This window comes from Microcoleus sp. T3_B1 (assembly GCF_036700445.1).
Lineage (GTDB): Bacteria > Cyanobacteriota > Cyanobacteriia > Cyanobacteriales > Microcoleaceae > Microcoleus.
In genome coordinates, this window is the sequence record NZ_JAUBOX010000066.1 from 22529 (window position 1) to 45434 (window position 22906).

The window sequence follows — 22906 nt, forward strand, 5'->3', positions numbered from 1 at the left end:
ACACCCAATCCAGAACCAACGCCAATATCGACACCAACACCCAATCCAGAACCAACGCCAATATCGACACCAACACCCAATCCAGAACCAACGCCAATATCGACACCAACACCGACACCAACACCCAATCCAGAGCCAACGTCAATACCAGAGCCAACGCTACTACCAGAGCCAACACCGACACCGACACCACTACCAGAGCCAACGCCACTACCAACCCCAACGCTTGAGGGGATTAGCGGTGACACCTTAATGGGCACTGACAATGACGACTCAATCACAGGTACTCAAAATGATGATGTCTTAATCGGTAAGTCGGGAAATGACACTCTTGTTGGTGGATTGGGTAATGACTTGCTCTATGGCAATCAAGGCAAAGACCTTCTCAACGGCAATCAGGGAAACGATTCTCTTTACGGCGGTAAAGGCAACGATATTGTTCGCGGCGGCAAGGATAATGACCTGGTTTTAGGAGATTTAGGAGATGATGCCCTCTTCGGAGACATGGGAAATGATACTGTCTATGGCGGTAAAGATAATGATGTTGTCCACAGCGGTAAGGACGATGACCTAGTTTCCGGGGACTTGGGAAATGACACCCTTTTTGGAGACTTGGGAAATGATACTGTTAGCGGTGGTGCTGGTGATGACCTGCTCAATGGCGGTTTAGGCAATGATTGGCTCATAGGTGGTGAGGGTCGCGATCGCTTTGTGCTGAACTCTGGTGCAGGAGTGGACATCATTACTGATTTCCAGACTGGTCAAGATTTACTGGCATTAAGCGGCGGTCTAACATTTAACCAGTTGACATTTAGCCAGGGTACAGGTATCCAGGCGCAGGACACCCTGATCCGTATCGCCAGCACTGGTGAGTTGTTAGCGTCTGTCACTGGTTTGTCATCAAGCTCGCTTACCCAAGATATGTTCGCTCTGATTTGAACCCAAATCCGGCTTAAATGGATGGGGAGGGTCGGCACGGGGGCACGACCCCTACAAAATACTGAGAATGAAACAGAAGAGCTCTCGGATGAAAGTTTGTGTGGTAGGGGCAATCCCCCCGTGGTTGCCCCTGTTTCAACCGCCGAATTATCAAGGGGGTGGCTAACTTTTGGACGATCGCGACTTAGAAACGATATACATTTAGTCTATATTTCTGACAACCATCATCCGCACTAATTCACCCATGACATCCACCGCCACGATCGCCACCCCCCTAAGCTGGACACAACTAGAAGCCCTCACAGACTTTCAAGTCGATCGCGTCAACGGGCCAACCAACGCCCAAGCCCGCTTGCGCCTCTTTGGTAAAACCGAATCGGATGTGCGAGTCACCCTGTACCGCGACAACCACGCTTGGTGTCCCTACTGTCAAAAAATCTGGCTGTGGCTGGAAGAAAAAGAAATCCCCTACCGTATTGACAAAGTTACAATGTTCTGCTATGGGGAAAAGGAAAGCTGGTACAAGCGTAAAGTGCCATCGGGAATGCTACCGGCGATCGAACTAGACGGCCGCATCATCACCGAAAGCGATGATATCTTAATCGCGCTGGAACGAGTCTATGGCCCCTTGGGTTTGGGGATGGAACACCCCGCAGTAGTACCTATGCGGCGGCTAGAGCGACTGCTATTTAGAGCCTGGTGCTCTTGGCTGTGCTACCCAGCAAGTTCAGCCAAAGTAGAACAACACAACCGCAACCAATTTATCAGCGTCGTCACCCAGGTAGAAAAGGCCCTAGCTAGCACTCCGGGGCCTTATTTCCTCGATGAATTTGGCACAGCGGATGTCATCTTTACGCCCTACGTCGAACGGATGAATGCCAGTCTTTACTACTACAAAGGCTACTCGATGCGCGAAGAAAACCCGCGCTTTGCTGACTGGTTTGCGGCGATGGAAACCCGCCCTACCTATCGCGGCACTCAGAGCGATTTTCACACCCACGTCCATGATTTACCGCCTCAGATGGGCGGGTGTTATGAAAACGGCGAACCTCAGATGCTACTCAATAAAGCCCGCGTGGATAATGGGCCTTGGGCTGGACTCCCGGATGTGATGTATCCAGAACCGGAAACCTCCCGCGCTGAAGCACTTCACCGCGTCATTAAGCACCAGCGCAACATCGTTCGAGTCAATCCTGCTGATGACAAGTTATTCGATGAGGCTTTGCGTTGTGCTTTAACTTTGATGATGACTGGCGAAGTTTGTACGCCGCCGGCTGGTTCTGATGCGGCTTTGCGGTATTTGCGCGATCGGGTGAATGTGCCCCGCGATATGTCGATCTACGCGGCCAAGCGATTGAGGGAAGCGTTGGAGGAAACGGCGGCTTTGGTGGGTGATGGCCAAGGTTCTCCGATTCTGCTGAAGCATCGGCGAGATCAAGATCCGGCTAATTTTGTGTATAGCGATCCTAAATGAATTGTTTAATTGTTGTAGGGGCAAACCCCCCGTGGTTGCCCCGATCCGTGGGGGTAGGCACTCTTAGCACTACCCCTACATATTTGTACTGATTTAGGATTGCTATAGGGGGCGTCTGATAGATTTGCTCAAAGGTTTCTACAAACACGACATTACCAATTTGTAAGGTACGATCGGGTTATTCCTAAGCGGTTTCAGAGGCTATGGGTATGGTTTCAGTATCCAACAACCAACCAATTATTATTCGTACAGAGCGCGGACTGACAATTTCAGGTACGCGCATCACTCTCTATGATGTGATGGACTACCTGACGGCTCAATATCCCCCGAAGTTTATCCGTTCCTTGTTTGAATTAACAGACGCTCAGATGGACGTTGCTTTATCCTACATTGAGGCAAATCGTGCAGAAGTCGAAGCAGAATATCAAATTGTTTTAAGGCAAGCTAAGGAAATTCAGCATTACTGGGAAGAACGCAATCGCGAACATTCAGCCCGCGTTGCAGCGATGCCACCCAAACCCGGTCGAGAGGCTCTTTGGGCCAAACTTCAAGAGCAGAAAGCCAAACACGAACTAGAAGCATGAATTTTCTGATCGATCACAATCTCGGAGGTCATGCAGAGATTTTATTAGGAAATATTGCGAGTCAAGGCTGGTTAAATCTACTCCCAATTCGTTTGGTGACTTTCAAGCAGATGAATTTGTCGCTCGACAGTAACGATCGAGTTGTTTGGCGACTTGCTCAGGCCAATCAAATGATCTTGCTTACTGCCAACCGCAGCATGAGGGGTGAAGACTCCCTGGAACAGGTGATCAGAGAAGAAAATACAGTGGATTCCCTTCCTGTGATTACGATTGGAGATGCCGATCGATTTTTAGCCGATCGAGTCTATCGAAACCGCCCAAGTTGACCGTATTCTGGAAATCTTGCTGGATATCGAAACCTGGATGGGCGTTGGTCGTCTTTTTGTTCCGTAAGGTGAGCCAATAACTAAGGCAGTGCTGCTAGCCGAACAAGCCAAAAAAACTGCGTTTCCAACACTATCGAGTATTTTTTATGAAAGTATCTATCTCTTTGCCAGATGAGCTAGTGCGTTACATTGACGATCGTGTAGAAAATCGCAGTCGGCTAATTGAGCTTTTATTGCAAGCATGGCGCAAACAACAAGAACAGGAGGCAATGGTAGAAGCCTGTTTATTGCTCGATGAACTGAGCGATGAATTAGCCGATGAGGATGAAGCATGGCAGCAAGCAGCGATTACCGACTGGGAAGCATCTGGCTCGTGAATTTCGATCCTTGAGTCGGTACAGAAATCCGCAAGACTCGATCGGCGGTAATTATTTCAGGAACTGCTTTTAATCAACGCAGTAAAGTTACAGTTCTGCCCATCACTTCTGCTGTTCCAAACGAGCATTTACGGCCCATTATTTTGCCAGTAATTCCTTCGACTCTCAATGGTCTGAGTACCGAGAGTTTTATCGTGTGCGTCGATCCGATGACGTTTGATAAACGCAGACTTGTGCGCTGTCTTGGGCAATTGGAGTTGCACCAAATACCAGAAATTAAACAGATTTTGGCTCGATATTTAGAACTTGAAGAGTAGGGTAATGGAAAAGCTGGGGGGCTAAAAATATAGCATCGAGTAATGAAGGATTTCTCGATAGTTGAAATATTTTCCTAGATTTCGCCCTTTGGCATCGGTTGGTAGCATGGCTAGTGATTACTTTTTAGATCCCGATCGCCCCTGAAATTAACCCTTAGTAGTGGCGGTATAGCGATCGCTTAGTTTTTGGAGTCTCATATTTTCTTTGATCTCATCATGGGGAATTAAGACATATTTCCAAGGTTTGCCACCGTGCTTTAGCATATAGTCCGAAGCATATTGACACCATTGAACTGCGACATCTTTCTTAGCAAGCACTTGAGGATTGTCAATTTCATTTCGAGCTTTTGGTTCCAGCATATAGATAACTTCTTCTGTTTCAGCCACAAAATCTGGTTGATATTCTGAATATTTTCCCTGCCATTTGTAATAAAGCTGAAATTGTCCTTTTGCGGGTTTAAACCATTTGATTGCATCCCGTTCTAAAATCAGTGCTAGTATTCTTTCTGCTTCCGATTCAAATTTCTGTTCTCGATAGAGGCATTTGGAGAAGCCTGTAAACAGATATTTGGACATATTGCTTTTGTCTCGTGGCGAAGATTGATAATCAAGGCAATTCTTAGCATTTGTAGTGTAGGCGCTATCTTTTAATGCTGTAAAACCTTTACTGATTCTGACCTCATAACCTGTTGTTTCTTCCCAGAAATGTGGCTGCATTTGGCTATGGACAAAATTGGCAATTTCCCTTTGGTAACAGCGTAAAACTTTGTGTGTATCTTCTTCGGATAAGTAGGTCATAAGATGGCTAAGAACTTGACCCGCCAGGTCATAGAGTAAATCAGCGTGTTCGTCATAGCAAATATCATCGAAGTTGACTAAATTTTTGACAATATAGTTTTCTAGCCGTGATTCTTCAAAGTTTTCTTTGATAATTCCCATAAATTCAACTTTATTCGTTGTTAGCGATTGAATATGTAATTCTTCTTGGGAGGGAACGGGATAATTTAAGCCTGTGATATCTAGGGCAAAAGACCTGAAACCCGATCGCACTTGCCCTTTAGGAATAACAAGAATCTTAGGAATATTGATGGTTTGCTGGATAACTAAATTCGTTGTTTTCGCAACGATCGCTTCAATATCTGGAGGTGCTATTATACCTTCAAGTTCCATTTGTGCGGGTTGATATTCTCTAGCTACGGCTTCGCGCACCCTTCCCTGAACTTTTGGGGATGCGAGATGGGCGGTGGTTGGGACTTCTTCGGGGCGGCTTTCAAGCTTTAGGATTTCTTGGTATGTAAGCTGTGCAATCTTTTGTTCTATAGGTGATTGAAATAGGGATTGTTGAATATTTTGGGGTTCGGTTGCAGGTAAATTATCAGGTAAATTAATGGGTTGTTCGGGGTGAAGTCCTAGATTTTGGGCTAGTTGCGATCGCGAAATTACTGTTTGTGTCTTTTGCTGTAAGTCTTCATCTGTGAGGATAATTTGTTTCAGGCGGATTTGGGATTCTGGGCGCTTTGCTTCATCGACAATTTCTTGAAACTTGTCATGGGCGACGATATTTAGGCGATCGACAATTTCGACACCTGTACGCATTCCATAGGGCAAACGCAAGCCCCTTCCAATAGATTGCTCGATCAGGATTTTAGAATTTGCGGCTCTCAGAGGGACAATTGTATAGAGGTTGGTGACATCCCAACCTTCTTTGAGCATATTTACATGGATAACTATTTCAGTAGGTTCATCGGTATGTTCTACTTTGAGCAATCGCTCTACCATTTCATCTTCTTGAGCGCCCGTTTTACTAGAATCAACTTGAATAACTTTATGTTTATAATTTCCTTCGGAAAACTCATCAGATTGAATGAGTTCCATGAGTTTTGAGGCGTGGGTAGTGTCACGGGCAATCACTAACAGAAAGGGTTTAACAATTTGTTTTCCAGTTTGAATAGCATAGGTTTCTAATTCAGCTTTAATATTTTCATGGAGATAGATGCCGTCTTCTAGTTTAAGACGCTCGATCGCGTCTGGTGACATTGCTCTAGGGTTAAAGTCTTTGCGGGTGACGACTGCTGGATCTTTAATAAATCCATCGGTTATGGCACGTCCGAGGGGATAGTCATAGATGACATTTTTGAAAGCTACTGAACCTTTATTGGTTTCGATAAAGGGTGTGGCGGTAAGTTCTAGCCCCATTAATGGTTTTAATTCGTTAATAGCGCGAACTCCTGCTGATGCGCGATATCGGTGCGATTCATCCATTAGAATTACGAGGTCTTTTAATTGAGACAGGTAATCAAAATAGCTTTCGCCAATATATTCGGATAGTCGTTTGATTTTGGGGCTTTTACCGCCGCGTACTTCTGAGTTAATTTTTGAGATATTGAAAATATTAATTTTGCATGAAATTTGTTGATCTAAGATCGTTCGCGCATTCATTTCATAGTTGTCACCTGTGATGATGACTGGTGGAGAGAGCGCAAATTCAGAGATACCCGTAAATACATACTTTGAGGTGTTGGGCGTGAAATCGGTAATTAGTTTGTTATAAATGGTCAGGTTTGGGGCAAGGATAAAGAAGTTTTTAATGTTATATGCTAGGTATAAGTAACTAATAAAAGCGCCCATGAGTCGAGTTTTACCAACACCTGTGGCTAGGGCAAAACATAGGGATGGGAAGTCGCGCTCGAAGTCAGTAAACGTTGGGAATTCTTTTTTGATGGCAACTAAACTTGTTTCTCTATCTATGATGTCTGGGAGGGATAAGAGTTTACAAATGCGATCGAGAATTTCTAAAGATTGGCGCTGGGGATGGCGCAGACTGAGACGATTAGAAATATTATTAACAAGTTGATTTATCATAGGTATCCATGTCAAATAGTGTTAATTGTCCGAACTTTGGGGGTGCTTTTGGCAAGTTTTCAATTTTTAGGCTGTAATCATCATGTCCCCATTCACACCGTGAAAGGATTTGTTTAGGAATTTTTTTAACGGTGAGGTTTGGGAATATGTCGGTTTGACCTCGAAAGGCGGTACATAAAACAAGTAGGGTGCGCTCTTGTCCTACTTCGTCTGCAAGTTTGGATAGTTGTTCGTGACTAAGATTTTGGGTGGTGACATAGATAAAGTCGCTTTCGGTGGAATAGCCATGTTGCCAATAGAAGGTGTCTGATGGTGCGTAGGTGAAACCTTCGATTTTGCAGAGTGCTTCGGCAAGCATCGCGGCGTTATAGTTTTTATTGATTACCCAGTTATCCCATTTGTCTTTTTCTAGTAGGGATGGTGCAAGATGATAGTATCGAAACCCGCCGCCACCTTTCCAGTTAACTGCTTTGCTAATTCCACCTTGATCTTCGCCATCAATTACTTTTTTGAGTCGGGGAATGATATGAGTATGACAATGTTCGCCGAGTTCAATCATGATCCAGCGTCTTCCCATTTTATGGGCGACTGCGCCTGTTGTTCCTGAACCTGCAAACGAATCAAGAACAATATCTTTGGGATTAGTGGCAAGTTGAAGAATACGTTCTAGTAGCTTTTCAGGTTTAGGAGTTGAAAAGGGTTCTTGTGCATTAAGTTGCAACTGCTCTCGTTTAGCATCTTGATTATGACCCACTTCTTCCCATGTCCATATTGTTTGTGGTACTCCTCCTTTGTCAGAAACCGCACTTAATAATCTCTTGAAGCGAGGTACAGAGTTCTTTCCTTCTACTCCCCAATACACTAAGCCCTGTTGTTCATTATCTTCATGTCTCTCACGCGAATATCTCCATACTGCCGTTTTCTTAGGGAGAATAATTTCACCAGTATTTGGATTAGTGATTGGATAGTATAGATTAGGACGCTCATCAATAGATTTGTTACAAGTATAATTGTCTGATTGCCAAGCACCACGAGGATCATTGTCAGGGTTTTTGTATGCTGAGTTTGATTTTTCAGTTCTAGGAAGTCTATTCGGTTTCCAAGACGTTTTAACTTTCGCATAAACTAAAATGTGGTCGTGATCGTTACTGAACCAAAGTGCATCATTCGATGCCGCATACTTCTTCTGCCAGATTACATTCGCAACAAAATTTACGCGCCCAAAAATCTCGTCACACATCACTTTCAAATAATGCGCTTCATTATCATCAATCGTAATCCATAAAGAACCATCATTCGACAATAGATTACGCAAAATCTCTAAACGATCGCGCATTAAACCAAGCCAAATAGAATGTTCAACTCCATCATCATAATGTTCAAAAGCTGAGCCTGTATTATATGGCGGATCGATAAAAACACATTTAACTTTTCCTATAAACTCTGACTCCAAAGCCTTGAGAGCCAATAAATTATCCCCAAAGATTAAGCGATTATCAAAAATATCATTTTCACTCACCTGATGAGCCGCATGATAAGACATCTCTGGATCTTCCAGCAAAATTCGCGGCTCCAGCTTGGGGCGAATATCCTTACCAATCCAGGTTAATTCTAGTCTCTGCTTTTTAGTCATAATTAATCTTTTTCTCAACAGTTAAACTCTAGGAATATTCTGATTTTTAGTCTAATTATTCCTGGGATCTAACTCTTGCATCACCCTACTCGTTAAAGGAACAACATCGGTTAAACTCTTGAAAATTGCTAGATAACCCTTCTGGTCACTAGCAAATTGAGATTCAGCAATATTATAAATCAATTCGGCAAGCTCTAACGCAATTCGTGACAATTCTATTTGATCATCATCAGACAACTCAATCTCTACTTTATTGATCAATGGTTTATGGCGTCTTCCGAGAATATCCAGAATAAAAAATCTACCATGCTTATAAAACATCTTTTGTCAACCTGTTGCAGCATTTTCTGAAGCAGAAAAAATGCTATCTAAATATTGAAATATTCGCACATACCGACAAAGCATAATCCCTGAAATTTCATTACTAAAAAGAGTTGAATAATAACGCTTATAAAGTTGACCAATTTCTCTCTTTGCTGCAACCAATATTTCCGTATTACCACTAAAACAAGCAAGAGCAACTGCCGCCTGTTCAATTGTAATCGCATCCTGATTTCGCTCCGCCGATGGTCGATATTCATAAACAATATTCGATACCATACATTCCTGTCGCAAACGCTCTTGATTGGAATCTAACGCGGCAAAATAAACATCACGCACAGCATTTTGCGTATTTCTTGCCCCAGTAATTTTTTCGCCAATATTGTCAGTCTCCGTCCCCACTTCAATAATTGTAACTAATAACTTTGCATCAGCAGATATTGAACCATTAGCATTATAAACCGAAGCGATCGCTCCTACCGTTTGCGCGCCATTTACGACGGAAAAATCTTTTAAAGTAAATTGAGTTGATTCCTGTGTATGTCCCGATGTCAGACTAATTACCGAACAAGTAATCGTCAGACCATTGTTGAGATAAAATAGTTCAGATGGTTGCTCTTTGACAGTTTCCGCAATCGCTAAGTTAACATCCTCTGCACCTAGGTAATAACGGATATTTTTCTCAAAAAGCGACTTATTATGCTCTTGATATAAAGAGGCAAGTTCTGAAGCCTTAACCAATCCATAAAATGCCCTACGCGGCCGATCTAAACAATGCCACTTTTCCAAGGTCAAGACTACATCAACAGGGGCGATCGCGTGTTTTGCTGTCAACCAACCATGTGTTATGCTAATATTTAAATCTTGCCATTCAAAACGTTGATCGAACTGATTCAGTTCACTTTTTAACTGATTAAGATCCGTAATCACATGAGAACTCAGGCTTTCATCAAGATATATATTACAGCCAACTATTTTTACTCCGTTAGTATTTAAAGCATCTTCAACATCTTGCTGCAACCGCGCAAAGCCATCATTAAATTTCTGAAAACGTTGATGGACTAAATCTCTAATCCCATCACAAAATTTTTTATTATCACCCATATTTGGAGCATTCCCCGCCTTAGCCTGTACCAACAAAAGCAATTTTTTAATCCGATCGAAATAAATGGCATCAATCCCATTATCATTTTCCCCATTGACAATTGAGTTAGCCGCTTGAGCAGGGGTAAGATCGGCAAGATTGGCGATCGCAAATGCAGCCAAAGAACGACTCAATCGATTTTTTTCATGTTGCTCTGGTGTCCAGTTCCTCTGAAGCTGCGCGGTCATTTGAAAATAATCCTGCTTTAGTACCTCAATGATTTGAGTCTTTTTGGCATGGGTATTCGGCTTAGGCATTGAGCGATTATTAATATTTTAATTTTTTCTAGGAGCGGTAAAAAGTTAAGCTTAAAAGCTTAACTTTTTACTCACTAATATCTAAGCAACCTCTACGAACACACCGCTGCGAGCAAACTCCTCTTCTTCAGGACTAAAGACGGGAGCTCGATCCACAAGGTCAGGGTCAAAGTAATATGTCTCTTGTAAGAATTGTCCGGTGACGATCGCCTCCTCCAACTCCTTGATATAATCTTGGGCAACTAAGCAAGCCTCCTTGATGCCTTCCTCATCGCGCTTATCCAACAGCTTTTGCAAAGTTGCTCTCACCCCTGTCAGTCGTGCCGCAGGCTTGAGCATACCGTAGAGGCGGTACATCCGATCGGTGGCAATGCTAATGTGTTTGAGGGCCTTGGCTCGTGCTAGCTCAGAGTCAATGCTAGGCCAATAACGGGTGGTATAGAATGCTTTCTCATCCTTGTGATACCACTCCTCCGATCGCGCAATTGATGAGGAGACAGTATTGTGCAGCTTCCAGAAGAATAAGCGCAGGGAAGCGCCATCTACTACGGTCGATAACTTTGCCTCCATTGATACCTCAAAGTCATTCAGACGCGGGTCACGCCCAAGCACGAGGTACTCTACAGGGTACATTTCCACCTCTTTATTCTGCACGACGTAGGCGTTGAGGTGGTGGCGGCAGTAGGGGCAGGGATACATAGTGGCAAACAGCTTGAAAAAGTCCTTGAAGATTGCCACCAGAGTTTTTTGCTGTTGGGGGGTCTTGGTAGAGACGATTTCAGCCGTAGTGTGGAAGAAACGCCACACCGCAGGGCCAATATAATACGGGAAGCTGACGCGCATTTGTGAATTCTTTATTTCACTGCGATCGATATAAACGTCAATGAACGATACATATTGCGAGAGTTCGCCAGACTCGCGCCCAAACTCCAAGCGTTCGCGCCGTTTCTGTACCCCATTCAGGTAGTTGTGCGTCAAGCGCCATGCCTGTTTGAGCATTAGCTTCTGTTTTGGAGCGCATTTGGGAAAGCTTTCTACAACATCCGCCCCATAGCGCCCAAATTCCCCTGACGCCTTGGTGGCTTCGTACCACTGGTTTAAAGCTGCTTCGTCAGCCACCGTATTCAAGGGGATGTCTGCTGCTGTGCTGACGCTGAAGGCAGCCAGCAGCTTCGGCATAAAGTCTTCATACCAATAGGCGACTGGCATCATCGCACCATCGATTTCCTCTGAGGCATCCGAGAGGATGACGCGGTTCCACTTCTTCAGGTACTCTTTGGGATCTCCCTCAGATTTGACTGGTGGCGGTGCCATTTCCTCACTCAGTTCCATTTTTCTCAATCGGTTGAGTTCGTTGATGGCAAGCACACCCTCGGCGATGTCACGCAAGTTGAGACTTTTCTTCTTGATGGTGATGGCAAACTCGACTCCCGCCGCAAACTTTTCCTTGGCGCTGGCAGACTTACCCCGCGCTTCCAACATGGCTTTTTGTTCTGCCAACATTTCTGGAGTTTTTTCTATAGTCTTCCAGTTTTTGATGCGATCTTGTAGTCTGGCATATTCATCTTCGATCGATTTAACTACTGCATCCAGTAGAGGGTTGCACGCCGACTCTACTACACCCAATCCTTTATAAAGCCCGATCGCACATCTGACAAATTGCACAAAATCAACGATTCTGTAGGGCAAGTTTCTCACGCGCAGGTGAGTCTCGTGGTTGGCCGAGAAACTCTCACGGAAGCTGCGGTAGGCTGCTCCCTGGATCAGACGAAACAAACCAATCTGCATCTGCAAGCGGGAGGTACCGCGCTTGCTCTCAGCTTGTGGGTGTTGCGCGAGTAGTTCTTTTAGGCGCGCTATTTCTGGATTGCTATCGTTGGGTGCTTCTTGTAGATTAGGTTCAATAGTGGCAGAATCTGCCTCATTGATAGCAGTTGCTGTAGTTGCGATCGCAGCCGCTGTACTGTCTGAAATCTCGGTTGTCTGTGTGCTGACAACCGGAACCGGCGAGTCTTGATATCCGGTTGCGATCTCTGACTCATCGGGTACCAGTTTGCAGAATTCCTTAAAGTCAATTGAGGCATCGCCGTCATGATCTACCTCTTTGATGATCTCATCGAGCTCTTGCTCTGTCAGCCCAAACTGGCTCATCACGCCGTGCAGCTCGTCTCTGGTGATTTGACCGCTACCGTTTTCATCAAATACACTAAATGCCATTTTGAGACGACTCTGGCGATCGCCTTGGTGGGACACCATCAGCATTTTGAATTCCTCAAAATCGATACTGCCAGACAAGTCTACGTCCACTTCTTTGATCATGTCGCGCAGATCGGTTTCGTTAGGACTCTGGCCTAGCGATCGCATCACTTGACCCAGTTCTTCTGATGAGATAGCACCGCTCCCGTCCGCGTCAAATACTTTAAAAGCTTCCCATAACTTTGCCACATCTTCTTCAGTTATGGCTTTTTTTTCAAGCTGCACAGATGTCATCACTAAATCCTCCCTGATTTTTTATTGGCTGTCTATTGATTATGACCAATATACTTTAATTCCTGATGAGTTACGCAACGGTATTATCAAATCCAAGGGGGTTGCCGATTTCTCCCACTTTGGCTTGTGACCGTCGATCTATCAGTTTGATATTACTCCCAGTAATTTTCCCAATCATCCTTAAAAGCTTGCTGCAATCTCTGCATATACGCATCAGTCTTAATCTTCACCATCCACAGATTATTAGCATTGCGGCCTCCCTTGCACACAACACCTTCATCTACACCGTATTTCCCCTTGCGAACATCGTCCATAAACTTGCCCGTCAGTTTGCCGCGATAAATCACTCGCGCAATATTTAATTTACCAAAATCCTGAATAAACCGATCGGGAACAACCATACCGCCCTCAGTTTCCACATCAAAAAGCACCAGTTGTTTGCGATCGTCCTTTTTGTGCCTTCCCGCAAACGAGTTAGCACCAAAAAACTCTGTAAACACAGTAATTTCAGGGCAGTGATACAGTTCGTTCTCTCGAAATATAGACTCTAAGGGACTAGCAAAGTCTCTTTTAAATATTTCCGGTGCTTCTTCTAAACCTGGATGTGCAGCATTAAATTCTGCAATTCCCATCTCATCCAAATCAAATCTACTGCGGCGCGTACCAAAAGCATACCAACCAAGTTCAACTTCCCAAACCCAATGCAAATTAGTGCCATCGTACTTCTCAAAAGCTACACATTGTTCGTAAGGGCAATTTTTACTATCTGGAATTTTGGGATAGGCAAGAAGCATAAGTCGTGCGTTAGCGAAGCTTGCAGAAGACGATCGCTCCGCAACAAAAGAGACTATTCTCAGTTTACGCCATAACCGACGAAAGCGTTTGCCATAAAACGATCGCGGTTTTTCCCGTACCGAACTCCTGGAGTATTGCTATCTATATCTTTGAAGGCGTAAAAAGTTAACTGATATCTTGCACCATTGTCAAGAACGGGCTCTCCGGCCCGTTCCACAAAGAATGAGTTTTCTTGTGGAACGGGCCGGAAAGCCTGTTCCTAAACGGGCTCTCCGGCCCGTTCCACAAAGAATGAGTTTTCTTGTGGAACAGGCCGAAAAGCCTGTTCCTAAACAAGTAATTGAGAATGGTGCAAGATGTGAGTTAAGCTGAAAAACTTAAGTTTTTACTGACTGATATTCAAGTAGCCTCTACGAACACACCGCTGCGAGCAAACTCCTCTTCTTCAGGAGTGAATACAGGAGGTTCATCCACAAAGTCAGGGTCAAAGTAGTATGTCTCTTGTAGGAATTGTCCCGTGACGATCGCCTCGTCCAACTCCTGGATGTAATCTTGAGCAACTAAGCATACCTCCTTGATGCCTTCCTCATCCCTCTTATCCAACAGCTTATGCAATATTGCTCTCACCCCTGTCAGTCGTGCTGCGGGCTTGAGTATAGTGTAGAGGCGGTACATTCGATCGGTGGCAATGCTGATTTGTTTGAGGGCTTTGGCTCGTGCTAGCTCAGACTCAATGCTGGGCCAATAACGGGTGGTGTAGAATGCTTCCTCATCCTTTTGATACCACTCCTCCGATCGCGCAATTGATGAAGAGACAGTGTTGTGCAACTTCCAGAAGAATAAGCGCAGAGAAGGGCCATCTACTACCGTGGAAAGCTTTGCCTCCATTGATACCTCAAAGCTATTCAGACGCGGGTCGCGCCCAAGCACGAGGTACTCCACAGGGTAAATTTCCACCTCTTTATTCTGCACAACGTAGGCGTTGAGGTGGTGGCGGCAGTAGGGGCAGGGATACATACTGGCAAACAGGTTGAAGAAGTGCTTGAAGATGACAACCAGAGTTTTTTGCTGTTCTGGCGTCTTGGTAGAGACTATCTCAGCCGTAGTGTGCAAGAAACGCCACACCGCAGGGCCAATATAGTAAGGGAAACTGACCCGCATTTGTGAATTCTTTACTTCAGTGCGATCGATATACACATCGATGAATGCCACATATTGCGAGAGTTCCCCAGACTCGCGCCCAGACTCTAAGCGTTCGCGCCGTTTCTGTATCCCATTGAGGTAGTGGTGCGTCAAGCGCCATGCCTGTTGAAGCATCAGCTTCTGTTTTGGAGCGCATTTGGGAAAGTTTTCTGCAACATCCGCCCCATAGCGCCCAAATTCCCCTGACGTTTTAGTCGCTTCGTACCACTCGTTTAAAGCTGCTTCATCAGGCACCGTGTTGAAGGGAATGTCTGCTGCGGTAATGACGCTGAAGGCAGCCAGCAACTTCGGCATAAAGTCTTCATACCAATATGCTACTGGCATCATCGCACCATCTATTTCCTCTAATGCCTCCGAGAGGATGACGCGGTTCCACTTCTTCAGGTACTCCTTGGGATCTCCCTCGGATTTGGCTGGTGGCGCTGCCATGCTCTCACTCAGCTCCAGGTTTCGCAGTCGGTTGAGTTCGTTGATGGCAAGCACACCCTCGGCAATGTCACGCAAGTTGACACTATCCTTTTTGATGGTCATTGCCAACTCCACTGCCGCCCCAAACTTCTCCTTGGCGGTGGCAGACTTATCCCGCGCCTGCAACATGGCTTGTTCTTGGGCCAACATTTCTGGAGTTTTTTCTATGGTTTTCCAGTTCTTGATGCGATGCTCTAGTCGGGCATATTCATCTTCGAGCGATTTAACTACTGCATCCAGTAGAGGGTTGCACGCCGACTCTACTACACCCAATCCTTTATAAAGCGCGATCGCACTCCTGACAAATCGCACAAAATCAGCAATTTTGTATGGCAAGTCTCTCACGCACAGGTGAGTCTCGTGGTTGGCACAGAAACTCTCGCGGAAGCTGCGGTAGGCTGCTCCCTGGATCAGACGAAACAAACCAATCTGCATCTCCAAGCGGGACGTACCGCGCTTCTTCTGGGCTTGTGGGTGTTGGGCAAGTAGTTCTTTTAGCCGCGCTATTTCTCGATTGCAACCGGTGGGTGGTTCTTGTATATCTTCTAGATTAGGTTCAATAGTGGCAGAAGCTGCCTCGTTGACAGCAGTGGCTATACTTTCGATCGCAGCGGCTGTACTATCTGAAATCTCGGTTGTTTGTGTACTGACAACCGGAATCGGCGAGTCTTGATCTGCTGTTGTGAGCTCTGGCTCATCGGGTATTAGTGTGCAGAATTCCTCAAAGTCAATTAAGGCATTGCCGTCATGGTCTGCCTCTTCGATGATCTCATCGAGCTCTGGCTCTGTCAGCCCAAACGGGCTTATCACATCCTGCATCTCGTTTTTAGTGATTTGACCGCTACCGTTTTCATCAAATACACTAAATGACATTTTGAGACGACTCTGGCGATCGCCTTGCTGGGATACCATCAGCATTTTGAATTCCTCAAAATCGATACTGCCAGACTTGTCTAAGTCCACTTCCTCGATCATTTCGCGCAGCTCGGTTTCGTTAGCACTCTGTCCTAGCGATCGCATCACTTGACCGAGTTCTTCTGATGAAATAGCACCGCTCCCGTCCGCGTCCAATACTTTGAACACTTCCCATAACTTGGCCTCCTCTTCTTCAGTCATGGCTTTTTTTTCAAACTCCACAGAGGTCATACTAAATTTTCCCGGATTTTTTTATTTTATGTCTATTAATTATCGCTAATATAAGTAGGGAATCACAAAAAAACAATAATATTTTGTAAGCTTTTGTAGGGGCTGGTTTCGCCTAGAATATATACTAAGAGAGATGTGATGAGTGCCAAACTCTGGCTATCATGTAATGTTTATTTGAACCCACTTACTTTAATTCCTGATGAATTACGAAACTGTTACAAATGATACTATAACTCTGCATAGTTGCCAGGGTTATCGCAAGGAGTGGGCGTTTTAGTTGGTAAATTAAAGAGTTAGAAAGCGATCCGTATTTAAGTCAATCAAGAGTTTTTCTGGTTGAAATTTGACAGTTGACTGTGGGTCGATAAACTCAAAATTGCGCTGATAGATCGAAGATACATATGATTGCCACTTGACTCGACTTTGTGATTCCGATGAAGCGCGGATTTGAGCTGAAGCGGTTAGAGTGCGATCTAGACTGAAGGGCGAGATCCTTTTGCATCAGGATTTGAGTTAAAAGTAGGCGCAATATTCGGTCATAGTTGAGTGAATTTAAATCATCTATAGCGGTTCTCAAAAAAGTGAGGTATGCCCTATGCCCTATGCCCTATGTCCTATGCCCTAGGCCGGATAGTACCTCATCTTTCTGAAAAAGGCTATATGATAGCAATCCTATTTCATTGGTTAACAATTTTTATGCCCAGCACGCGATCGAGTCGAAGAGGGGGTTTTAACGATTTCCCCCCTTCCCGTTCTAGTTAAAAATCTCTCAGTTGAGCAGTTTGAACCGGAACTTCTTTAATCTGGGCACCGCGGCGCACCTTCAGTTTTAGAATTTGACCGATTTGGCTGTTTTCCACCAAATTTTGCAACTGTTCGGGTTCAGTCACTCCCTCGCCGTCAATTTGAACGATGACATCCCCCTTGCGAATCCCTGCTTCCTCAGCAGGCGTATTTGGCACAACTCGCATCACTAACACCCCTTTCACTTCCGGCACAATTAAAGGAGCATTGGGGTCAGAATTATTCTCTCTGGCCATTTCAGGAGTCAAAGCAATCATCTGAATCCCTAAAAACGGATGGCTGACTTGTTCTCCCTTGGCTAACTGCGCGTAGATGGCCTTGGCTTTGTCGATGGGAATCGCAAACCCAATACCCATTGCATCGGCTCGAATCGCCGTGTTGATGCCAATCACTTCTCCTCTGCTGTTTAACAGGGGGCCACCGGAATTGCCGGGATTGATGGCGGCGTCGGTTTGAATGAAATCAAGGCGCTTGTCGGGAATGCCGACGGCTGCACTGGAGCGTTTGAGGGTGCTGATGATGCCTAAAGTGACGGTGTTGTCAAATCCCAGGGGGTTCCCCACGGCGATCGCCCAATCTCCCACTTTCACCGCGTCGGAATCTCCCAAGGTGGCCGTCGGCAGGTTTAATTGCTTGGTATTAATTTTGACAACCGCCAAATCTGTTACTTCGTCAGTACCTTGCACTTCTCCTGGAAATGTTCTGCCGTCGTTTAAGGTGACTGTCACTCGATCGGCTTTGTCAACTACGTGAGCGTTGGTTAAAACAATCCCGCTTTTGTCAATGATGAAGCCAGAACCTTGACCGCGCAACCGTTCTTGTCTGGGGGTCAGGCTGCGTAAATCTTCTCCCAAAAATCTGCGGAAGAAGGGGTCTTCCATTAAGGGGTCGAGGTTGCGACTGACGGTGCGCTCGGTATCAATACGAACAACTGCCAGCCCGACTCGATCGACAGCCGCTGTCACAAAACTGCCGGTGTCCCCTGGGAGTTCCGAGCCCCGCAGCGCTAACAGTTGCGGATTCGCAGCGGTGGCTGGGAAACTCTGGAACTGTAAGTTGGGCGGATTGCTGCCATCAGCGGCGGTAGCGGGTGCAGGATTGATTGCTAACGCACTCAGGGCGATCGTCATTCCTAAAATTAGGGCGAACCAACGATCACCGGTTCGAGGGGCGGGGCGAAAAAACTTAAATAGTCGCATAGCGTCAATCTTTGTTAGTCTGGGTTAGTCTGGTAAGGGTGTGCGATCGTGCGGACTCAATAATCTGTCACCATAAAGATCCTAAATATATTTTGACAGTTACAATACATGAGTCACTAGCCCGCACCAACTCAACATATTCTGAATTCTAACTTTTAAATTTCCCTCGTAATACCAGTTTCAAAAAAAGAATGCAACTCTAGGCCCCTGGGCCCAACCATTACCAAATCACTCATTCCCAATCTAAAATCTAAAATCTAAAATCTAAAATGGTATAACCCCAATGATTCTATCTGATACTTCTACTGACAAATCCTTGCCCTCAAATTCCCACCACCATCACGACGCTGAATCAGCCCACCCTCACCATCACGATGAAGAATCGAGGCGGCGGCTGGTAAATCGCTTGTCTCGGATTGAGGGACACGTCCGCGGCATTAAAACAATGGTGCAAGAAAACCGTCCCTGTCCCGAAGTTCTCGTGCAAGTTGCTGCAGTTCGAGGCGCGCTCGATCGCGTAGCGAGAATCATTCTTGACGAACACTTAACTGAGTGCATCGCCAGAGCCGCGAAAGAAGGCAATATTGATACCGAAATTGAAGAGTTGAAAGCGGCTTTGGATCGGTTTTTGCCTTAGCCGCTGCCAATTTTTACATCATATAACAAAACCTGCCAATTATACCAAACTTCCAAGTTATGATTTCTGGCCAATTTTTTAAGCATCTTTCACAAACGCGGGAAAAGCATCAAATCTTCTCCCCTTCACCCCCATTGCCACAACATATAATTTATATGATCCGCAGTTGAGGAGAGCGAGTTTTGTTAAAAAACGATTAGTCAGGTTTGTCGTAATGACGCAACTCCTCAAAATCTTCAAAAGCTGACGGTTAACCATTAGATAATCGGTGCTTAATCCGACGTGGTATGAACTGTCTAGACTTTCGTCAGCTTGGCTTTTAGGTGGTATCTGACTGTTGCATAAACCGCTTTATAGGAAGCCTCAATGCTGTATTCCTGCTGCAACCACTCTTGAATCTCTCCATAGCTTTTAAAGCCTTCCTGGGGGTTGCTGAGGCGCATTGCCAAACTAGCGCGGGCCAGAGGAGGAATGGCAGGCTTGCGGCCGCCGCTGTGCTTTGTTTCGAGGAGTCCTTCGAGTCCGTCAGATCGGTACTTTCTCAGCCACCGCTGCACTGTAATTCGATTTACCCCGATCGTCATTGCCAATTCTTTAACTGTCTTAACGTGACAAATTTTGAACAGGTAAAGTGCTTGAATCTTTTGAAAGCCACTTGCTGTTTTTTGTTCATTTAACAGGTTTTTTAGTTCTTCAATTGTCTCTGTGATGCTAAGTTTACATACTCCAGCCATATCAATTACCTCACGATTCGCGTTCTACAATACCTTTGTTTGACAAGGGAGCAAAAGCCGCTCCCATCCTAAATGCTGACCTTTTGTTTGCCCTGAAGCAATACAAAAGCGATCGTTCTCATTAAACTTTTTCCTTCCTGGAGGCACTCAGACCCTCAGAAACCGGATTATTTTAACCTGGAGCAAGGTTGCAACGATTTTTTTGGTAAAAAACCCGGTTTCTGGGTCAGTTTTGTATTTGATGGACAAGCGTCATTGCTAATACTGATAGCCGTTAACCGATCGACTCTAAGATTAGCGGCAATAGGTGACTCTTAAGGAATACCATTTATTCTTTTATTGTTAAACATCTATCATGGTTTTCCTGGTATCTCTTGGTAATTTTTGCGAACGTATGGGCGATTTTTAGTCATTAGGTGCTAGCAAACAAGCGAATGTCTGTACACCAGCGATCGCATTTTTATACAGACATTCCCCTACTCCCAGAAGTGCATTTCTGGCTTTCGCTGTGCGAGAAATATTGATACATCAACACTCTCATTACCCGGAGCCGGTAGCGCCGAGTGACGTTGCAACCGACTTTCACAGCAAGCGGGCAAGTATCCGTGAAACTACTGGCTTTATCGCCAATTGAGTAAAACACGACGAGGGGGCATTGTCAATTTCTCAGCATTACAGTATAAGTATCGGCTATTTTTGCCCGCCTGCTGTGATCGAAAGCGGAGTTCCTATGTGATCCTACTAGCATTTTTTTGTGATTCTGGTCACATTGCTACTCAGTAAGCTCAACAACCCATAAAAAGTTATGGGTTGGATCGGAGTTTCCACGTAGAATCTTTGGGATTTAGTTAGGAAGTGCGATCGAACTTGTTGTTAAAATTTTGAAAGATAAATTTTTAACCAAAGGGAAAAGAGAATGCAGCTTTGTCCTTCACCCTGACCAAACCATCTAATTTATACTCAAACGTTGCAGATTGAGGGAAGTTTCACCCTGGGTGTGAATATTTCAGAATCTAAAACTGCAGAACATCCGGTGCAACCAGCTTGCTGACAGTATTCTTCATTTAAAAGGTGTAGAGAAGCCACAATGAACGTTGACGAACTGCTCAAGCTATATGCAATAGGAGAAAGAAATTTTAGCGGGGTCTACCTGCACGAGGTCTACCTCTACGAAGCAGAATTGATTGGAGCCAATCTGTATGAAGCCGACCTGATTGGAGCCAATCTCAGCAAAGCCAAACTTAACAGAGTCAACTTTGGCAAAGCCAATTTGTGCAAGATTAATTTGAGCAAAGCAGACTTAGGTGGAGCCGACCTCACAGAAGCACTTTTACTTGAAGCTAACTTGAATCGAGCTGAGTTGATGGGAGCAAATCTCAGTAAAGCAGACTTGAGCGGAGCTTCCCTGATCCAAGCAACTTTAATTGGAGCCAACATATCAAGGGCAACACTCAGCCGTGCCGACTTGCACGGAGTAAATTTTTACGGAGTAAACTTGCGTAGGGCCGTACTCACAGAATGCGATTTAATTGGGGCCAACTTGAGTAAAGTAGACCTTAGCGGAGCCGACTTAATGGGGGCGAGTCTAATTAGGGCAGACTTGACTGAAGCGATTTTAAGTGCGTCAGACTTAAGCGGAGCCAACCTGTTGGGAGCAAACCTCACAAAAGTCAACCTGAGCGGAGTATATCTTAAGGGTACAACGATGCCCGACGGCACGATTCACGACTAATTTATTTGTTAATTTTTATGGTTGCCGAGAACAGCGGCTAAAGGGTAATGAGCTTTTCATAAAAATTTTACGGGAAGCGGGAAACGAGCGTGGCTTTAGCCCTGAGAAGGAAGAACACGGGGATTTCAATCCCCGTGTTCTTTCTTCTTTAATTTGCCGAATGATGGGGGTCTTCTATGTATTTTTTCACGACCTCGCTACTAATATTGCCTGCTGTACTAACAAAATAGCTGCTCGTCCATAAAGATGGCAGCTTTTTCAGTTCAGGAAACTCAGCCATTAAATGGTGACTAGAACGCCCTTTGAATACTTTAATCACCAACGCAGGGGTGTCCATCGGCTTAACAGCTACGAACAGATGTACGTGATCTGGCGCTACCTCCAAGGCTAGAAGATCCCAACCTTTCTCGGTTGAAAGCGCTAAAAATATTTCTCGAAGTCTAGTTACTATGTCACCGACCAGAACTTTCTTGCGACGCTTAGGAATAAACACGAAGTGGTAGTTAAGTAGGAACTTAACGTGGTTGTGCGTTTGGTATTCGGGAAGTGGCAACATAAAGTTTTGTTGATATCGATTGAATTGTCAACTCTACTTATCTAAACTGAATAAATCACTTTTAGGAAAAAGAGGTGGCTAAAGTCAAAAGAACAATGGGAATACAGCAAGTATTGCTATCTCCCACTGAAGAAATTGAGGCGGTATTAGATTATCTTTGTCGGCAATCTGGCACCCTGTATAACAGTGCTGTCTATTTAGCTCGTCAGACATTTTTCAAGACAGGAAAACTGCTGACTGGAAAATTTGATTTATCTTTTGAACCGTCAATTTCCAAGTCAATTGTTGCTAAGTCGTTGCCTTCAACCCCCATGCAACAAACCTTGATGTCCGTTACGGAGGCGTTTAAAAGTTTCAAAGAGTTAAGGGCTTTGTACGTCCAGAATCAATTGCACTTTAAGCCTAAGCCTCCGAGCTATCTAACAGGGTCTAAGCTGTTCAAAGTAGCTTACCCAAATTCTGGAGGACTGAAGCCAACACTTGTCGGCAATCAGTTGAGATTTTCCTTGGGTGTGACAGTGCGGCGGTGGTTTGGGATTTCTGAATTCTTTCTGCCCATGCCGTCGAACATTGATTACTCTAAAGTTAAAGAATTCACTATTCTCCCTAAAAATGGTGTTTTCTACTTGGAAATGTCTTACGAAGTAGAATTACAGAAGCACGATTTAGATCCTAGTCAAGCGCTGTCAATCGATTTGGGAACTGCTGAGAATTTAGCTGCTTGCGTTGACACGTTAGGAAATTCTTTCTTGATTGATGCTCGCGCTATGAAGGCAATGAATCAGCTATGGAATAAGAAAGTTGCAACCAGGAAGGAAGGAAAGCCCACAGGTAAGGATTCAGGTCAAAAAAACTTAAGTGGCGGCATCTGGTAAAATAAAGGAATGAAAAAGCCCACAGCCACCAGA

The 22906-nt window shown here is 44.9% G+C and carries 19 protein-coding genes; 9 read left to right on the forward strand and 10 right to left on the reverse strand.

The features are described 5' to 3' along the window. The 6 genes from QT990_RS26520 to QT990_RS35895 all read left to right on the forward strand — a co-directional run. On the forward strand, nt 1-939 hold a 939-nt coding region (locus QT990_RS26520; protein ID WP_333465943.1), incomplete at its 5' end, for a calcium-binding protein. 244 nt (nt 940-1183) lie between these two features. Beyond that, nucleotides 1184-2413: a glutathione S-transferase family protein gene (locus tag QT990_RS26525; protein ID WP_333465944.1), complete on the forward strand. Its 1230-nt coding sequence runs from the start codon at nt 1184-1186 to the stop codon at nt 2411-2413. A 209-nt stretch (nt 2414-2622) separates the two neighbouring features. Next, nucleotides 2623-2997, forward strand: a complete 375-nt coding sequence (locus QT990_RS26530) for a DUF433 domain-containing protein (RefSeq protein WP_333465945.1) — start codon at nt 2623-2625, stop codon at nt 2995-2997. Next, nucleotides 2994-3323 carry an ACP S-malonyltransferase gene (locus QT990_RS26535; protein WP_333465946.1) on the forward strand — a complete coding sequence of 110 codons (330 nt, stop codon included), beginning with the start codon at nt 2994-2996 and terminating at the stop codon, nt 3321-3323. The genes QT990_RS26530 and QT990_RS26535 overlap by 4 nt, the downstream gene beginning before the upstream one ends. Nucleotides 3324-3469: 146 nt before the next feature. Next, complete coding sequence (locus tag QT990_RS26540) at nt 3470-3700, forward strand: hypothetical protein (protein WP_333056803.1); 231 nt, start codon at nt 3470-3472, stop codon at nt 3698-3700. A 26-nt stretch (nt 3701-3726) separates the two neighbouring features. Then, entirely contained in the window at nt 3727-4017 is a 291-nt protein-coding gene (locus tag QT990_RS35895) for a type II toxin-antitoxin system PemK/MazF family toxin (protein ID WP_333145432.1), read from the forward strand. Between the two features lie 147 nt (nt 4018-4164). Here QT990_RS35895 and QT990_RS26545 read toward each other — a convergent pair whose 3' ends face one another. From QT990_RS26545 to QT990_RS26580, 8 genes are all read right to left on the reverse strand, one after another. Continuing rightward, nucleotides 4165-6879 (reverse strand): DEAD/DEAH box helicase family protein, encoded by a 2715-nt coding sequence (locus QT990_RS26545; RefSeq protein WP_333145421.1) that lies wholly within the window; start codon nt 6877-6879, stop codon nt 4165-4167. Then, a complete protein-coding gene (locus QT990_RS26550) occupies nt 6860-8512 on the reverse strand; it encodes a site-specific DNA-methyltransferase (RefSeq protein ID WP_333145420.1) in 1653 nt (550 codons plus the stop codon). Before QT990_RS26550 ends, QT990_RS26545 begins: the two co-directional genes overlap by 20 nt. A 51-nt stretch (nt 8513-8563) precedes the next feature. Beyond that, entirely contained in the window at nt 8564-8833 is a 270-nt protein-coding gene (locus tag QT990_RS26555) for a hypothetical protein (protein ID WP_333145419.1), read from the reverse strand. 6 nt (nt 8834-8839) lie between these two features. Beyond that, nucleotides 8840-10234 (reverse strand): AIPR family protein, encoded by a 1395-nt coding sequence (locus QT990_RS26560; protein ID WP_333145418.1) that lies wholly within the window; start codon nt 10232-10234, stop codon nt 8840-8842. A gap of 81 nt (nt 10235-10315) precedes the next feature. Continuing rightward, nucleotides 10316-12724 carry an EF-hand domain-containing protein gene (locus tag QT990_RS26565; protein WP_445252050.1) on the reverse strand — a complete coding sequence of 803 codons (2409 nt, stop codon included), beginning with the start codon at nt 12722-12724 and terminating at the stop codon, nt 10316-10318. A gap of 152 nt (nt 12725-12876) precedes the next feature. After that, on the reverse strand, nt 12877-13518 hold the full coding sequence (locus tag QT990_RS26570) for an RNA ligase family protein (RefSeq protein ID WP_333145416.1): 642 nt from the start codon (nt 13516-13518) through the stop codon (nt 12877-12879). 400 nt (nt 13519-13918) lie between these two features. Next, nucleotides 13919-16336 (reverse strand): EF-hand domain-containing protein, encoded by a 2418-nt coding sequence (locus tag QT990_RS26575; RefSeq protein WP_333465947.1) that lies wholly within the window; start codon nt 16334-16336, stop codon nt 13919-13921. A gap of 758 nt (nt 16337-17094) precedes the next feature. Beyond that, the gene (locus QT990_RS26580; RefSeq protein ID WP_333145413.1) at nt 17095-18339 is read right to left on the reverse strand and encodes an HhoA/HhoB/HtrA family serine endopeptidase; all 1245 of its coding nucleotides are present in this window, start codon (nt 18337-18339) and stop codon (nt 17095-17097) included. A 283-nt stretch (nt 18340-18622) separates the two neighbouring features. Between QT990_RS26580 and QT990_RS26585 the strand changes: the two genes are divergently transcribed. Continuing rightward, nucleotides 18623-18976: a metal-sensitive transcriptional regulator gene (locus tag QT990_RS26585; RefSeq protein WP_333145411.1), complete on the forward strand. Its 354-nt coding sequence runs from the start codon at nt 18623-18625 to the stop codon at nt 18974-18976. A 296-nt stretch (nt 18977-19272) separates the two neighbouring features. Here QT990_RS26585 and QT990_RS26590 read toward each other — a convergent pair whose 3' ends face one another. Continuing rightward, nucleotides 19273-19710, reverse strand: coding sequence for a helix-turn-helix domain-containing protein (locus tag QT990_RS26590; protein ID WP_333145410.1), 438 nt, complete (start codon nt 19708-19710; stop codon nt 19273-19275). A 1087-nt stretch (nt 19711-20797) separates the two neighbouring features. On the opposite strand from QT990_RS26590, the gene QT990_RS26595 reads away from it, so the two are divergent. Next, nucleotides 20798-21442, forward strand: coding sequence for a pentapeptide repeat-containing protein (locus tag QT990_RS26595; RefSeq protein WP_333056817.1), 645 nt, complete (start codon nt 20798-20800; stop codon nt 21440-21442). 148 nt (nt 21443-21590) lie between these two features. Here the strand turns inward: QT990_RS26595 and tnpA are convergent, their stop codons facing one another. Next, a complete protein-coding gene (gene tnpA / locus QT990_RS26600; RefSeq protein ID WP_333145409.1) occupies nt 21591-21998 on the reverse strand; it encodes an IS200/IS605 family transposase in 408 nt (135 codons plus the stop codon). Nucleotides 21999-22072: 74 nt separating this feature from the next. On the opposite strand from tnpA, the gene QT990_RS26605 reads away from it, so the two are divergent. Then, the gene (locus tag QT990_RS26605) at nt 22073-22873 is read left to right on the forward strand and encodes a transposase (protein ID WP_333465948.1); all 801 of its coding nucleotides are present in this window, start codon (nt 22073-22075) and stop codon (nt 22871-22873) included. Nucleotides 22874-22906: the final 33 nt, after the last annotated feature.

Coding starts and splice junctions, on each gene's coding strand:
- QT990_RS26525 (WP_333465944.1), top strand. CDS start 1,184: ATGACATCCACCGCCACGATCGCCACCCCCCTAAGCTGGACACAACTA.
- QT990_RS26595 (WP_333056817.1), top strand. CDS start 20,798: ATGAACGTTGACGAACTGCTCAAGCTATATGCAATAGGAGAAAGAAAT.
- QT990_RS26555 (WP_333145419.1), bottom strand. CDS start 8,833: ATGTTTTATAAGCATGGTAGATTTTTTATTCTGGATATTCTCGGAAGA.
- QT990_RS26565 (WP_445252050.1), bottom strand. CDS start 12,724: ATGACATCTGTGCAGCTTGAAAAAAAAGCCATAACTGAAGAAGATGTG.
- QT990_RS26550 (WP_333145420.1), bottom strand. CDS start 8,512: ATGACTAAAAAGCAGAGACTAGAATTAACCTGGATTGGTAAGGATATT.
- QT990_RS26580 (WP_333145413.1), bottom strand. CDS start 18,339: ATGCGACTATTTAAGTTTTTTCGCCCCGCCCCTCGAACCGGTGATCGT.
- QT990_RS26560 (WP_333145418.1), bottom strand. CDS start 10,234: ATGCCTAAGCCGAATACCCATGCCAAAAAGACTCAAATCATTGAGGTA.
- QT990_RS26540 (WP_333056803.1), top strand. CDS start 3,470: ATGAAAGTATCTATCTCTTTGCCAGATGAGCTAGTGCGTTACATTGAC.
- QT990_RS26535 (WP_333465946.1), top strand. CDS start 2,994: ATGAATTTTCTGATCGATCACAATCTCGGAGGTCATGCAGAGATTTTA.
- QT990_RS26570 (WP_333145416.1), bottom strand. CDS start 13,518: ATGCTTCTTGCCTATCCCAAAATTCCAGATAGTAAAAATTGCCCTTAC.
- QT990_RS26585 (WP_333145411.1), top strand. CDS start 18,623: ATGATTCTATCTGATACTTCTACTGACAAATCCTTGCCCTCAAATTCC.
- QT990_RS26575 (WP_333465947.1), bottom strand. CDS start 16,336: ATGACCTCTGTGGAGTTTGAAAAAAAAGCCATGACTGAAGAAGAGGAG.
- QT990_RS26545 (WP_333145421.1), bottom strand. CDS start 6,879: ATGATAAATCAACTTGTTAATAATATTTCTAATCGTCTCAGTCTGCGC.
- QT990_RS26590 (WP_333145410.1), bottom strand. CDS start 19,710: ATGGCTGGAGTATGTAAACTTAGCATCACAGAGACAATTGAAGAACTA.
- QT990_RS26530 (WP_333465945.1), top strand. CDS start 2,623: ATGGTTTCAGTATCCAACAACCAACCAATTATTATTCGTACAGAGCGC.
- tnpA (WP_333145409.1), bottom strand. CDS start 21,998: ATGTTGCCACTTCCCGAATACCAAACGCACAACCACGTTAAGTTCCTA.